The organism is Syntrophotaleaceae bacterium (genome assembly GCA_041390365.1).
GTDB lineage: Bacteria > Desulfobacterota > Desulfuromonadia > Desulfuromonadales > Syntrophotaleaceae > JAWKQB01.
Map to the genome: position 1 here is coordinate 1,029,360 of JAWKQB010000002.1, position 13,658 is coordinate 1,043,017.

Consider the following 13,658-nt stretch of genomic DNA (forward strand, 5'->3'; position numbering starts at 1 on the left):
CAGCCGGATCGGGCTTATTTTTTTGCAGGGGTGTCGCATGCGACGCCCCTGTTTTCATTCCAGCAGGCATGGCTTGCCGCAAAGTTCGGGTTGTGGTAATGTAGCCGCTTATTGTTCATTGGATTAGTTTATGCATCTACCCCAACATCTGGCAATCATCATGGACGGCAACGGCCGCTGGGCGGAACAGAGGAGCCTGCCGAGGATCTTCGGGCACCGCCAGGGGGTGGATACGGTCAAGGTCGTGGTCGAGGAGTGCCGCTCCCTGGACATTCCCTATCTGACGCTCTTCGCCTTCAGTTCCGAAAACTGGGGGCGGCCCGCAGAGGAAGTCCATGCCCTGATGGAACTGCTGGGCCAATTCCTCGAACAGGAGCTGGATAACCTGCTGCAGCAGGATATCCGGCTCAACGTCATCGGTGATCTGTCCCAACTCCCCTGTCAAGTACGGCAGGTTCTGGAACGGACGGTGGCCAGGACCGCCGGAAACCGGCAAATGGTCCTTACCCTTGCTCTCTCCTACGGTTCCCGTAATGAGATAGTGCGCACCGCACGGCTTCTGGCCGAACAGGTTGCAGCAGGAGATCTGTCCGCCGGTCAGATCGACGAAGAGAAATTTTCGCGGCTGCTTTACACGGGCGATCTCCCCGATCCAGACTTTCTCGTCCGGACCAGCGGCGAAATGCGCATCAGCAACTTTCTGCTCTGGCAACTGGCCTACGCGGAACTTTATTTCACCGACGTTCTTTGGCCGGACTTCGACGTCGGGGAACTGCGCAAGGCACTCAAGGATTTTTCCTCCCGCCAGCGCCGCTTCGGCCTGACCGCACAGCAGATTCTGCCGGAAAACGGTGATTCAAAGGAGGCTCCCCATTAAACAGCGCATCATCACAGCCCTTGTACTGCTGCCTCTGCTGTTGCTTTTTATCTATTACGCCGGCCCAGCATGGTTCTGCGGATTCGTGACCCTGGTCGCCGCCACCGCACTGTACGAATTCTACGGGATGAGTCTGGCCGGTGAACGCAAGGTCGAAAAAAGCCTCGCCGTACTGTTCGGCGCCCTTCTCGTTCCCGCCGCATCCTTTGGGCCTGCGCCAGCCCTGCAGGGGATGCTGGCTTTTGGGGTACTCTTTTTCGGCCTGATCTTTTTGTGGCGTTTTCTCGCTTTGACCGAGGTGCTGTGCCAGCTGGCCCTGGTTTTTTTCGGCTTCTGCTACATTTCCCTGCTGCTGGCCCATCTGGTGATGCTGCATGGACTGCCCTTCGGGCGGGAGTGGGTGTTTCTGGTTCTGCTCATCGTCATGGCCAGTGATTCGGCCGCCTATTTTTCCGGTATCGCCCTGGGGCGCCACAAGCTCTACCCTGCCATCAGTCCCAATAAAAGTATTGAAGGAGCGATCGGCGGTCTGCTGGGAGGGCTCGTGGGTGCCTTTGTGGCCCGCTGGTGGTTTTTTTCCTCCCTCGGTCTGCTGGACTGTCTGCTGCTCGGTTTGATCCTGGGTTGCGTGGGCCAGACCGGCGATCTGTTCGAGTCGATGATCAAACGAGCCTTTCAGGTCAAAGATTCCGGCACCATCGTACCCGGCCATGGGGGAATCCTGGACAGACTGGACAGTCTGCTGTTCACTTTTCCTCTGGCCTACTACTATGGCCTGCTCAGGTTCTGAGCGTATTCTGCGATGCAAAAAGGGATGGGGGCTTAGATGAAGAATCTGGCAGTCTTGGGTTCAACAGGCTCGATCGGGGTCAGTACGCTGGACATCGTGGCGGCCCATCCTGATCGATATCGGATCATCGCCTTGTCGGCCGGCAACAATCTGACCCGGCTGGAGGAGCAGATCCGACGTTTCAGGCCCCTGGTGGTTTCGGTCCTGCAACCGGAATCGGCCGCAAAGTTGCGGGACGCTCTCGGTCCGGACGGTCCGGACGTTTACTGCGGGACCGAGGGTCTTATCGCCTGCGCCTCCCACGAGCAGGTGGACGTTTTGGTTTCGGCCGTGGTTGGAGCCGCGGGTCTGATTCCGACCATGGCCGCCATCGAGGCCGGCAAGGATATCGCCCTGGCCAACAAGGAAACCCTGGTGGTGGCCGGAGCTCTGGTGATGGAGGCGGTCGCCCGCCGGGGCGTCAAGCTTTTTCCTGTCGACAGCGAACACTCGGCCATCTTCCAGTCTCTCGAAGGGCATAGTCGGGCCGCTGTCCGGCGGCTTATCCTGACCGCTTCCGGCGGCCCTTTCCGCAACCGCTCTCTGGATGATCTGAAACACGTCACTCCGGCGGATGCCCTGGCGCACCCCAACTGGGCCATGGGCCGGAAAATCACCATCGATTCGGCCACCATGATGAACAAGGGGCTCGAAGTTATCGAAGCCCATTGGCTGTTCGATCTGCCGCCGGAACGTATCGCGGTCCACATCCATCCGCAGAGCATTGTGCATTCCATGGTAGAATACATCGACGGGGCGGTCATCGCCCAACTCGGAATTCCGGATATGCGGACGCCCATCGCCTATGCCCTGTCCTATCCGGAGCGGCTGCCTCTCGGTTTGCCCCCGCTCGATCTCTGTGCCCTGAAAACCTTGACCTTTGAAGAGCCCGACCGGGAGAAGTTTCCATGCCTGACGCTGGCATATCGGGCCCTGAACCTCGGCGGAACCGCTCCGGCAGTCCTGAATGCCGCCAACGAAATCGCAGTCGAGGCATTTTTGGAAGATCAGATCGGCTTTCTCGATATTGCGCAAGTTCTCCTCAAGGTTCTTGAACGGCACAACCCGCGGAAACTGGAACATATCGATGACGCCTTGCGCGCCGATTTATGGGGACGGGAGGAGGCCCGACGGGTCATCAGGGAAATGAACGGAGGAATGCATGCTGAGTAGTTTGGTTTCGGGAACCCTGATGGTGGTCGCGGGCATTCTGATGCTCGGTGTTCTGGTTTTCGTGCATGAGCTGGGTCATTTCGTGGTGGCAAAACTGGCCGGTGTGAAGGTGCTGAAGTTTTCGCTCGGTTTCGGACCCCGCCTGATTTCCCGCAAGTGGGGGGAGACGGAATACATGATCTGCGCCGTGCCTCTCGGCGGATATGTGCAGATGTTCGGTGAATCCTCCCGGGAGGAAGATGACGAACCGGTCAGTGAGGAGGACAGGGGGCGCTCATTCTCCGAGAAGCCGCCTTCCCGGCGTCTGGCCATCATTGCGGCCGGCCCTTTCATGAATCTGCTTCTGCCGTTTCTGGTGCTGCCGCTGGCCTACATGATCGGCGTCAGCATGCCGGCCTACTTTGATCAGCCCGCCTGTGTCGGTTTTGTTGTGCCTGCCTCTCCTGCTGCTGAGGCAGGCCTCAGCACGGGAGACTGTATTGCCGCTATCGGGCAGCGGCCGGTGGAATCCTGGGGCGAGGCCAACAAGGCGCTGCTGGAGCAGGCCGGAAAAGCACCCAGCATGACGGTGCGACGCCGAGAAGAGCAGCTGCAGACCGTGGTCCCGGCTGCAGAAACCGCTGCCGAGGGCCTGGAGTCCCTCGGTCTGCTGCCCAGGCAGGCAGCAGTCATCGGCATGGTCGTTGATGGCATGCCGGCGCAAAAAGCCGGTCTCCAGGCCGGCGACCGGATTGTTGCCGTGGGCGAGGAGCCCATCGGGTCCTGGTACGATCTCAAAGGGGCGATCCAGAGAGGCGGGGAGGAGCCGCAGGTTTTTCAGGTGGAAAGGGACGGACGTGTCCTGAAGAAGGTTATCAGTCCGCTGCCGGGCGGCGACAACGGATATCTGATCGGCATTCAACATCAGGTTGAAACGGTTTTCAAGAGTTTCGCTTTGTGGGATGCGGTGAAAATCGGAGCGGACCAGGCCGTTGAATGGGTCGAGCTGACCATGGTGTTCATCAAGAAGCTGATCTTCGGTCACGTCTCCGCAAAGAATATCGGCGGTCCGATTACCGTGGTGCAATGGGCTGGGCAGGCTGCCCAGAATGACTTTTCCAGCCTCCTCTCCATGTTGGCTTTCCTCAGCATCCAGCTGGGCATTCTCAATCTGTTCCCCATCCCCATCCTTGATGGCGGGCACCTGCTGTTCAATCTTTTCGAACTCGTTTTTCGACGCCCCCTCTCTCCCCGGGTGCGGGAGATTGCCCAGCAGGTGGGTCTGGTGCTGATTCTTCTGCTGATGGCCCTCGCTTTTTACAACGATATCCTGCGGGTTTTCAACTGGGGCCAATGATGAGCGAATGTCTGTTGAGCATCGACACCTCGACTCCGGCAGGCAGCATCGCGGTCAGTCGGGGTGATCAGCTGCTCGGAGAGCTGCTGGTCAATTCCCCGGCAACCCATACCGACCGTCTGTTGTTGAGCATGGAGCGCCTGCTGCAGGATGTTGCCATCGATCTGGGGGAGATTGATGCTTTTGCCGTCGCCGTGGGTCCGGGTTCCTTTACCGGCCTGCGGGTTGGCGTGGCAACAGCAAAGGGGTTGGCGCTGGCCACGGGGAAACCTGTGATCGGCGTTTCTTCCCTGCAGTCTCTCGCCGCTCAGATCCCCTTTTGCCGCTACCCCGTTTGTGCCATGATGGATGCCCGGAAAAAGGAAGTGTATGGGGGCCTTTACCGCTGGGAAGGGGGGCTTCCTGCCCTCCAGGGAAGGGAAGTGGTTCTGCCTCCGGAGAAGATGCTCGAACAACTGGACGGTGAGGTTCTTTTCGTCGGGAATGGGTCCGCCGTTTATCGCACGATGATCGTCAGACGCCTCGGGCAGCGTGCCCATTTCGCTCCCTGGTGCCTGGATCTGCCCCGGGCATCCACCCTGTCCACACTCGCCCTGAGCGCATATCGCAACGGCCGGACCCTTTCGGCACTGGAACTCCTGCCAACCTACATACGTCCTTCGGAAGCGGAACTGACGCTAACCCGCGCCTAACGGAGTTGTTGACAAGATTAAAGCATTTCGCTATCGTAGAGCTGGATTTTTGCTCTTTGTCAACCCTTGCCAGGGAGGTGCTCGATGGAAGAACATGATCTGGTTCAGATTCAGCGGCTTTGCGACCAAAATGCGCATTTCCGCAGGCTCTTCGAGGAACATTTGATTCTGGAGAAGCAGCTGCACGCACTGGATCAAAGACCTTATCTGACCCCGGAAGAAGAGTTTGAACGGAAAAAGATGCAAAAACTGAAATTGGCCGGCAAGGACGAAATGCAGCGGATCTGCAGATCAATCAGGGAATAGCCCTTATCAGGCACCGGTTCGGAAAGGGTTTGGGCAATGCCCGAACCCTTTCTGCGTTGAACGGCCTGTTTTGTATGCCTAAAATTCTGTTTGACTTCCCACCGGCCAGGCTTATCTCCTGACCAAAACTTAATCACATTATCGAGGATGTCCCGAAAGGGGTTCAGCCCGGGTTCGGCTCCCGGACGGCGTACGGGATTTTTTCCATTCACTCCGGCACGATAAAGGTTCGTTTCCTATGACCACCAAGAAAAGAAGTGACGCAATTACCCTGGGCTTTGAGCGCGCTCCTCACCGGGCCCTCCTGATGGGCACGGGTATTCCCCGCTCGGAAATGCGAAAACCCCTGATCGGGATCGCCACCTCCTTCACCGATCTGATCCCGGGCCACATCGGCATGAGGGATCTGGAACGTTTCATCGAGAAGGGGGTGCATACCGGAGGCGGCTATTCCTTTCTGTTCGGCATCCCCGGGGTGTGCGACGGCATCGCCATGGGGCACAAGGGGATGCACTATTCACTGGCGACCCGGGAACTGATCGCCGACATGGTGGAATCGATCGCCGAAGCGCATCGCCTCGACGGGTTGGTGCTGCTGACGAACTGCGACAAGATCACCCCGGGGATGCTGATGGCCGCTGCCCGGCTGGATATTCCAAGCATTGTGGTTACGGCCGGGCCGATGCTGACCGGAACCGGACAAAAGGGGCGGCGCTACTCCTTTGTTACCGACACTTTCGAGGCCATGGCGCGCTACAAGGCCGGCGCCATCGATGAGCGCGAACTGCAGGCCTGTGAAGACAAGGCCTGCCCCGGGGTCGGCTCCTGCCAGGGGCTTTTCACCGCCAACACCATGGCCATTCTCACCGAGACGCTCGGCATGAGTCTGGTCGGCTGCGGTACGGCCCTGGCGGTTAGTTCCCTCAAGCGGCGCATCGCCTTCGCCTCAGGAGAAAGAATCGTTGGTCTGGTCCGGGACAATATAACCCCCCGGCAGATTCTGACTCGGGAGGCGTTCGAAAACGCCATCCGGGTCGATCTGGCCCTGGGTGGATCCAGCAACACCGTGCTGCACCTGCTGTCCATAGCACGCGAGGCTGAAGTCGACCTGCCTCTGGAGACCTTCGATCTTTTGAGCCGGGAAACCCCGCAGCTCTCGTCCATGAATCCGGGGGGCAAGTATTTCATGGAGGACCTCGACGCCGCCGGAGGTGTTCCGGGCGTACTGTATCAGCTGCGTGATTCCATACTCGACAACCCGACTCTGAGCGGAGCTTCAGTCAAAGAGATCATCGCCAGCGTCTCCCGGATCGATGAGGAAGTCATTCATCCGATCTCCGATCCCGTCAGGCCCGAGGGCGGCATCGCAATCCTGGCTGGAAATCTGGCGCCTGATGGAGCGGTGGTCAAGCAGTCCGGGGTGTCGGAAGCCATGATGGTCTTCGAAGGCCGGGCCCGTTGTTTCGATTCGGAGGAACAGGCCATGGAGGCCCTCATGGGTGGCCAGGTCGTTGCCGGGGACGTGGTGGTCATCCGTTACGAAGGGCCTAAGGGCGGGCCGGGCATGCGGGAAATGCTGGCTCCCACCGCCACCCTGATGGGGCTCGGCCTTGGCGACAGCGTGGCCTTGATCACGGACGGACGGTTTTCCGGGGGGACGCGCGGTCCGTGCATCGGCCATGTCTCGCCGGAAGCTGCCGTGGGCGGTCCCATCGCCCTGGTTGAGGACGGCGACCGCATTCGTCTGGACATCCCCAGGCGGAGGCTGGAACTGCTGGTCGAGGATTCGGTATTGGAGAAGCGCCGCGAGAATTGGTGCAGGCCGGAGCCCAAAATCAAGAAGGGTTGGCTGGCCCGTTACGCCGCCGTGGTGACCTCGGCAAATACCGGGGCAGTTTGTCGGGCCGAATAAATTGGCCGGGATCGAATCGGCCGATTATCATCTCAAAAAACCCCTTTCCTGATGGAAACCAGGAGGCTGTGTGAAAAAAACCGGAGCTCAGATTCTTTTGGAGTGCCTGCAACTGGAAGGTGTGGAGACCATCTTCGGGTATCCCGGCGGGACGGTTATCAATATCTACGATGAGCTGATGAACTATCCGATTCAGCATATCCTGACCCGTCATGAACAGGCTGCGGTCCATGCGGCCGACGGTTACGCGCGGGCTACCGGCAAGGTCGGAGTCGCCATCGCCACCAGTGGGCCCGGGGCAACCAACACGGTTACCGGCATCGCCACGGCCTACATGGACTCGATTCCTCTGGTGGTCTTCACCGGCCAGGTGCCTACTCCGCTGATCGGTAACGACGCCTTCCAGGAGGCCGATATCGTGGGCATCACCCGGCCCGTCACCAAGCACAACTATCTGGTTCAGGATATCAGGGATCTGGCTCGGATCATCAAACAGGCTTTCTATATCGCCCGTACCGGACGGCCCGGTCCGGTCCTGGTCGATCTGCCCAAGGATGTACAGGTGGCCACCACCGATTTCGTCTATCCGGATTCGGTGGAAATGCGCGGCTACAAGCCGACCTACAGCGGCAACATCCGTCAGGTGGAGAAGGCGGCGAACATGATTCTGGCCGCTCGCAAACCGGTGCTCTATGTCGGCGGGGGCGCTGCCGGCAGCAATGCCGCTGCCGATCTTCTCGGTTTTGCAGAAACTATCCGCACCCCGGTTACCACGACTCTCATGGGGATGTCCGCTTTTCCCAAGCGGAACCCTCTTTCGCTCGGCATGCTCGGGATGCACGGCACCTATTACGCCAACATGGCGGTGACCAACTCGGACCTGCTGATCGCCATCGGCGCGCGTTTCGACGACCGGGTCACGGGACGGATCGCTTCTTTTGCCCCTCATGCCGAAATTATTCACATCGACATCGATCCGACCTCGATAAAGAAAAACGTCCGCGTCGACCTGCCGATCGTCGGCGATTTGAAGGACGTCCTGGCAAAACTGGTGGCAAAGCTCTGGGAGAACAAGGAAAAACTGCGTGTCATGATCGATGCCTGCAATCCCTGGCGTGAGCAGATAGCCGACTGGAAGAAAAATTTCCCGCTCACCTACAGCCCGAGCTCCACTGTCATCAAGCCTCAGTTCGTGATTGAAAAGATCCGCGAGTTGACCGCCGAAGACGCCATCATCACCACAGAGGTCGGCCAGCATCAGATGTGGACGGCACAGTTCTTCGATTTTGCCCGCCCCCGTACGTTTCTCACCTCCGGTGGGCTCGGCACCATGGGCTTCGGCCTGCCGGCGGCACTGGGTGCGCAGGTCGGATGTCCCGATCGCCAGGTGATCGACATCTCCGGGGACGGATCCTTCCAGATGAATTCCCAGGAGCTGGCCACGCTGGTGCAGTTCGGTCTGCCGGTGAAAATCGCCATTCTCAACAACAACTTCCTCGGCATGGTGCGGCAGTGGCAGGAGCTGTTCTTCAATCGACGGTACAGCCAGACCAACCTGGAGCTGCCCATCGATTTCGTCAAGCTGGCCGAGGCCTACGGGGCCACCGGCCTCAGGGCCACCAAACCGCACGAGGTCGAAGGGGTCATCCGCAAGGCATTGGGCACTCCGGGCCCGGTGATCATGGAGTTCAAGGTGGATCCCGAAGAGAACGTCCTGCCGATGGTTCCGGCAGGTGCGGCGATCAACGAGATGGTTCTAGCCAGCTGACCGCTCTCCAGACAGAATGCTTTCGCAAAGCAAAAGTTTGAATGGCTAAGCAAAAAGTGCAAATGCAAGGCGCGCATGAATCGAGGAATGAGGCGTACTCGGATACGCCGCAGTGACGAGAGCCACTTCCGCAATGCTGCCGTTGGCGAGTTTTTGCGACGCCAAACATGACCCCTATGGAGTGATTGCAATGAAACATACCATTTCGGTTCTGGTGGAGAACGAGTTTGGCGTACTGAGCCGCATAGCCGGCCTTTTTTCAGGGCGCGGCTTCAATATCGAGAGCCTTTCAGTAGCGCCCACCCTCGATCCCAGCGTCTCCCGGATGACTCTGGTGACCCGCGGTGACGACCGGATTCTGGAGCAGATCAACAAGCAGCTCAACAAGCTGATCGATACGATCAAGGTCATCGATTTTACCGGCACGGAATATGTGGAACGGGAACTGGCCCTGGTCAAGGTAGCGGCCGAGGAGAACAGCCGGGCCGAGGTTTTGCGCATCGTGGATATTTTCCGGGCCAAGGTCGTGGACGTCACACCCCGATCCTACACTATTGAAATCACCGGAGCACCGTCCAAGATCAATGCGGTGGTCGACCTGCTGCGGCCCATGGGCATCAAGGAACTGGTGCGATCAGGTCCAGTGGTGCTGGGAAGGGGACCCAAGGGCTGGAGCGGCTGAAAAGAGATTGGCGCGGCCGACCGGTTGTGCTATAAGCAGGAAACATTTCGCAATACAATATATCGCATCGAGGAGGAACAAGGAAATGAAGGTATATTACGACAAAGATGCCAATCTGGGCGTTCTGAAGGGGAAAAAAGTCGCCATAATCGGTTATGGCAGCCAAGGCCACGCCCATGCCAATAATCTCAAGGAGAGCGGGATCGACGTTGTGGTCGGGCTTCGGGGCGGCAGTGCCACCCGGGCCAAGGCCGAAAAAGCAGGTCTGACCGTGATGGAAACCGCTGAGGCGGTCAAAGTGGCCGATGTCATCATGGTTCTCGTCCCGGACGAGCTGCAGGGCGACCTCTATCGCGAGACCATCGAGCCCAACATGAAAAAGGGCGCCTATCTGGCATTCAGTCACGGGTTCAACATTCATTTCGGACAGGTTGTGCCCAAACCCGACGTCAATGTCTTCATGGTGGCTCCCAAGGGCCCCGGCCACATGGTTCGGCACGAATACACCAAGGGTGGCGGCGTACCTTCCCTGATTGCCATCTACCAGGACCCCGCCGGAGACACCAAGGAGATCGCCCTGGCCTATGCCAGCGCCAACGGCGGCGGGCGCGCCGGCATTATCGAAACCACTTTCAAGGAAGAGACCGAGACCGACCTGTTCGGTGAACAGGCCGTTCTTTGCGGCGGAGCCAGCGCCCTGGTGCAGGCCGGTTTTGAAACACTGGTTGAAGCAGGCTATGCACCGGAGATGGCCTACTTCGAATGCCTGCATGAACTGAAGCTTATCGTCGACCTGATGTACGAAGGCGGTATCGCTGACATGCGCTATTCCATCTCCAATACCGCCGAGTACGGCGATCTGACCCGCGGTCCCCGCGTCGTGACCGAGGAGACGAAAAAGGAAATGAAGAAAATTCTGGGAGAGATTCAAAGCGGTGAATTCGCCCGGGAGTTTCTTCTCGAGAACAAGGCCAACCAGCCGGTGCTCAAAGCTCTTCGCCGCAAGGGGCAGGCCCACCAGATCGAGGAAGTCGGCGCCAAGCTGCGCGGCATGATGAGCTGGATCGGCAAGAATAAGGTTGTGAACAAGGAACGAAACTGATATAGAACGTTGTCAGGGACAGGGATTTCCCGGAAGGCTGCCGAGTCCTGGGGTTCGGCTGTCGCCCTGTCCCTTATCTTCGTTTTCGTAATCCGGGCATTTGCAGATGCGAATGCCCGGCTTTGCGTATCCGGAAGGACGTTTTTCAGATCCTCAAGAGGTTTGCGACATGAAAAATCAGCAACAACCTGTGGCCAGCGAAGGGTATCCGTTCATCGGTTTGTTCGCTTTCGTCACGCTGGTCTTTGCCCTGCTTGGCTGGGGGTTTCTGACCATTGTATTGCTGGCTCTGACTCTGTTTACGGTTTTTTTCTTCCGCAATCCGGAACGCTTCATTTCGGCCGATGATACCGCTGTCGTCTCTCCCGCCGACGGCAAAGTGGTTTTCGTCGGCAACGTTTTCGAAGAGCGTTATTTTCAGGCCGAGACCATCAAGGTCAGCATTTTCATGTCGGTGTTCGACGTGCATGTCAACCGGGCTCCCTGCAGCGGCAAAGTCGTCGAAATGTTCTACAACAAGGGCGAATTTTTCAATGCATCTCTGGATAAGGCGTCCTTGCAGAACGAACAGGCCGGAATGCTGCTGGAACATCCCTCCGGCCATCGTCTGCTCTGCGTGCAGATCGCCGGTTTGATCGCCCGGCGGATTGTCACCTACCCGGTCGTCGGTCAGGTGCTGGAACGAGGAGCGCGATTCGGCCTGATCCGTTTCGGCTCCAGGGTGGATGTCTATTTCCCCCTCGAATCCGATGTGCTGGCGAAGGTCGGAGACCGCGTCAAGGCGGGCGAAACCCTGCTGGGCTATTTCAAGGAACAGGCATGACGTTTTATTTCGGCGTTTGAAACGAGGTATCGTTTAGCCGAAAATCGTCGGGGCAAACGGGTCCTTCCGGCAAAAAACCTTGACATTCTCCGTGCTTGACTGTTTTATAGAGCGACATCAAAGAAAGGCTGTGAAGAGGAGTAGTAGGTCTTTGCCCCTGTTGGAGAGAGCCGGCGGTCGCTGCGAGCCGGTACAGGGAAAGGTCGAACTCGCCTCGGAGCCGCGACGGTGAACACCGGTCATCCTGACGGTCTCAGCTGTCGTCGTATCCCTGCGTAAAAGGGTCATCGAGGGTCGCCCACCGGCGACCGAATCAGGGTGGTACCGCGAAGCTCAAGCTCTCGCCCCTGTTGGGGTCGGGAGCTTTTTCGCGCCTGTAACCACGACTTCAATGGCACAACACATCATACAGGCACGAAAGGGGGTGGTCTTGTGGAATCCGATCTTGGAGACCTAAATCGAGTCGGCTTTATGGAGAGAATATCCGAAATCAAGTTTTTTGACCTGCACTTGACCGCCCCGGTCGGCGGCACGGCGACAACCTTTCTGGAGGACCAATGGAAGAGACCAAGACCATAAAGATTTTTGATACCACTTTGCGGGATGGCGAGCAGTCACCCGGCGCCAGTATGAATATCGAGGAGAAGCTGCGCATCGCCTCCCAACTGGAAAAACTCAATGTCGATGTCATCGAAGCGGGCTTTCCCATCGCTTCCGAAGGGGATTTCGAAGCCGTCAGGAAAGTGGCCAAAACGATCAAGGGCACCCAGATTGCCGGATTGTCCCGGGCCAACGACAAGGATATCGACTGCGCCTGGAACGCGCTGAAATACGCCGGTGAAAGGGGACGGATTCATACGTTCATCGCCACCAGCGACATTCACATGAAGCACAAGCTGAAGATGAGCGAGCAGCAGGTGATCGACACCGCCGTGGCCGCGGTCAAGCGGGCGGCCGGTTATACCCCCAACGTCGAGTTTTCCGCCGAGGATGCGGTGCGTACCCGTCTGCCCTTTCTGGCCCAGGTTGTCCGGGAGGTCATTGCCGCCGGGGCCAAGGTGGTGAACATCCCCGATACGGTGGGCTACACCATTCCGTCGGAATATTTCAACATCATCCGGTATCTGAAGGAAAACGTGCCCAACATCGAGCAGGCGACCATATCCGTGCACTGCCACAACGATCTCGGCCTTGCTGTTGCCAACAGCCTCGCAGCCGTGCAAGCCGGCGCCGGGCAGGTGGAGTGCACCATCAACGGCATCGGCGAGCGGGCCGGGAACTGTTCTCTCGAAGAAGTCGTCATGGCGCTGCGTACCCGTCACGACATCCTGGCTTTCAGGACAGATGTGGTGACCGAACACATCTACGCGGCCAGCAAACTGCTGTCGACCATCACCGGGATCGTGGTGCAGCCCAACAAGGCCATTGTCGGCGCCAACGCCTTTGCCCATGAGGCCGGCATTCATCAGCACGGCGTGCTGATGGAAAAATCGACCTACGAAATCATGACCCCCGAATCGATTGGACTGACCCAGAATAAGCTGGTTCTCGGCAAACATTCCGGAAGGCACGCTTTCGGGCAACGTCTGGTCGAGCTCGGCTACGATCTGTCCAAAGAGGATCTCGACAAGGCTTTCGTTCGCTTCAAGGCCCTGGCCGACAAGAAGAAGGATATCTACGACGAGGACCTGGACGCGATCGTCGCCGATGAAATCGTGCGTATTCCGGAGAGGTACAAGCTGGTGGAGATGAGCGTTGCCTCCGGGTCCTTTGCTGCGCCCACCGCCACCGTGGCCCTGGAGATCGACGGCAAAATCAAAAAAATGGCCGTTATGGGGGGAGGTCCGGTGGACGCGACCTTCAAGGCGATCAAGAAATTGACCAAAAGCAAGGCCCGGCTGCTCAGCTTCACCGTCGGCGCCATCACCGGCGGCACCGATGCGCAGGGCGAATGCACCGTGCGTCTTGGGCTGGATGGCCGCGAGGTGCTGGGGCAGGGCGCCCATCCGGATATTATCGTGGCCAGCGCCAAGGCCTACATCAATGCCCTGAACAAACTGGCGACGGTGCTGACTCGGATCACGGAAGGTCTTTAACCGGCCGTTACGCGGGGCACCTGCCACTGAGGGTTTTTTGCACTCCCAAGCAGGATCTATCA

Annotated in this window: 12 protein-coding genes and 1 other annotated feature; all 12 genes read left to right on the top strand. The window is 58.5% G+C overall.

Features of this window, described 5'->3' with window-relative positions; translation table 11 throughout:
* The first annotated feature begins 130 nt into the window (after positions 1 to 130).
* The 12 genes from R2940_11860 to R2940_11915 all read left to right on the top strand — a co-directional run bounded on the left by R2940_11860 (position 131) and on the right by R2940_11915 (position 13,596).
* The gene (locus tag R2940_11860; GenBank protein ID MEZ4600473.1) at positions 131 to 877 is read left to right on the top strand and encodes an isoprenyl transferase; all 747 of its coding nucleotides are present in this window, start codon (positions 131 to 133) and stop codon (positions 875 to 877) included.
* Positions 852 to 1,667, top strand: coding sequence for a phosphatidate cytidylyltransferase (locus R2940_11865; protein ID MEZ4600474.1), 816 nt, complete (start codon positions 852 to 854; stop codon positions 1,665 to 1,667). The genes R2940_11860 and R2940_11865 overlap by 26 nt, the downstream gene beginning before the upstream one ends.
* Positions 1,668 to 1,703: 36 nt before the next feature.
* Positions 1,704 to 2,879, top strand: a complete 1,176-nt coding sequence (locus tag R2940_11870) for a 1-deoxy-D-xylulose-5-phosphate reductoisomerase (protein MEZ4600475.1) — start codon at positions 1,704 to 1,706, stop codon at positions 2,877 to 2,879.
* Positions 2,869 to 4,215 (top strand): RIP metalloprotease RseP, encoded by a 1,347-nt coding sequence (gene rseP, locus R2940_11875; protein MEZ4600476.1) that lies wholly within the window; start codon positions 2,869 to 2,871, stop codon positions 4,213 to 4,215. The genes R2940_11870 and rseP overlap by 11 nt, the downstream gene beginning before the upstream one ends.
* Complete coding sequence (tsaB, locus tag R2940_11880) at positions 4,215 to 4,907, top strand: tRNA (adenosine(37)-N6)-threonylcarbamoyltransferase complex dimerization subunit type 1 TsaB (GenBank protein ID MEZ4600477.1); 693 nt, start codon at positions 4,215 to 4,217, stop codon at positions 4,905 to 4,907. The genes rseP and tsaB overlap by 1 nt, the downstream gene beginning before the upstream one ends.
* A gap of 84 nt (positions 4,908 to 4,991) precedes the next feature.
* Positions 4,992 to 5,213 (top strand): YdcH family protein, encoded by a 222-nt coding sequence (locus tag R2940_11885; protein ID MEZ4600478.1) that lies wholly within the window; start codon positions 4,992 to 4,994, stop codon positions 5,211 to 5,213.
* 238 nt (positions 5,214 to 5,451) lie between these two features.
* The gene (gene ilvD / locus R2940_11890; protein ID MEZ4600479.1) at positions 5,452 to 7,125 is read left to right on the top strand and encodes a dihydroxy-acid dehydratase; all 1,674 of its coding nucleotides are present in this window, start codon (positions 5,452 to 5,454) and stop codon (positions 7,123 to 7,125) included.
* Between the two features lie 70 nt (positions 7,126 to 7,195).
* Entirely contained in the window at positions 7,196 to 8,893 is a 1,698-nt protein-coding gene (gene ilvB, locus R2940_11895) for a biosynthetic-type acetolactate synthase large subunit (GenBank protein MEZ4600480.1), read from the top strand.
* 190 nt (positions 8,894 to 9,083) lie between these two features.
* A complete protein-coding gene (ilvN, locus tag R2940_11900; protein MEZ4600481.1) occupies positions 9,084 to 9,575 on the top strand; it encodes an acetolactate synthase small subunit in 492 nt (163 codons plus the stop codon).
* A gap of 85 nt (positions 9,576 to 9,660) precedes the next feature.
* On the top strand, positions 9,661 to 10,677 hold the full coding sequence (gene ilvC, locus R2940_11905; protein ID MEZ4600482.1) for a ketol-acid reductoisomerase: 1,017 nt from the start codon (positions 9,661 to 9,663) through the stop codon (positions 10,675 to 10,677).
* A gap of 169 nt (positions 10,678 to 10,846) precedes the next feature.
* The gene (locus R2940_11910) at positions 10,847 to 11,500 is read left to right on the top strand and encodes a phosphatidylserine decarboxylase family protein (GenBank protein MEZ4600483.1); all 654 of its coding nucleotides are present in this window, start codon (positions 10,847 to 10,849) and stop codon (positions 11,498 to 11,500) included.
* 121 nt (positions 11,501 to 11,621) lie between these two features.
* Positions 11,622 to 11,852 (top strand) — a binding site (T-box leader).
* 205 nt (positions 11,853 to 12,057) lie between these two features.
* The gene (locus R2940_11915) at positions 12,058 to 13,596 is read left to right on the top strand and encodes a 2-isopropylmalate synthase (GenBank protein MEZ4600484.1); all 1,539 of its coding nucleotides are present in this window, start codon (positions 12,058 to 12,060) and stop codon (positions 13,594 to 13,596) included.
* Positions 13,597 to 13,658 lie beyond the last annotated feature (62 nt).

Excerpts from the sequence above, each read along its gene's own strand:
- R2940_11860 (MEZ4600473.1), top strand. The coding sequence starts at position 131 with ATGCATCTACCCCAACATCTGGCAATCATCATGGACGGCAACGGCCGC.
- R2940_11870 (MEZ4600475.1), top strand. The coding sequence starts at position 1,704 with ATGAAGAATCTGGCAGTCTTGGGTTCAACAGGCTCGATCGGGGTCAGT.
- rseP (MEZ4600476.1), top strand. The coding sequence starts at position 2,869 with ATGCTGAGTAGTTTGGTTTCGGGAACCCTGATGGTGGTCGCGGGCATT.
- tsaB (MEZ4600477.1), top strand. The coding sequence starts at position 4,215 with ATGAGCGAATGTCTGTTGAGCATCGACACCTCGACTCCGGCAGGCAGC.
- R2940_11885 (MEZ4600478.1), top strand. The coding sequence starts at position 4,992 with ATGGAAGAACATGATCTGGTTCAGATTCAGCGGCTTTGCGACCAAAAT.
- ilvD (MEZ4600479.1), top strand. The coding sequence starts at position 5,452 with ATGACCACCAAGAAAAGAAGTGACGCAATTACCCTGGGCTTTGAGCGC.
- ilvN (MEZ4600481.1), top strand. The coding sequence starts at position 9,084 with ATGAAACATACCATTTCGGTTCTGGTGGAGAACGAGTTTGGCGTACTG.
- ilvC (MEZ4600482.1), top strand. The coding sequence starts at position 9,661 with ATGAAGGTATATTACGACAAAGATGCCAATCTGGGCGTTCTGAAGGGG.
- R2940_11910 (MEZ4600483.1), top strand. The coding sequence starts at position 10,847 with ATGAAAAATCAGCAACAACCTGTGGCCAGCGAAGGGTATCCGTTCATC.
- R2940_11915 (MEZ4600484.1), top strand. The coding sequence starts at position 12,058 with ATGGAAGAGACCAAGACCATAAAGATTTTTGATACCACTTTGCGGGAT.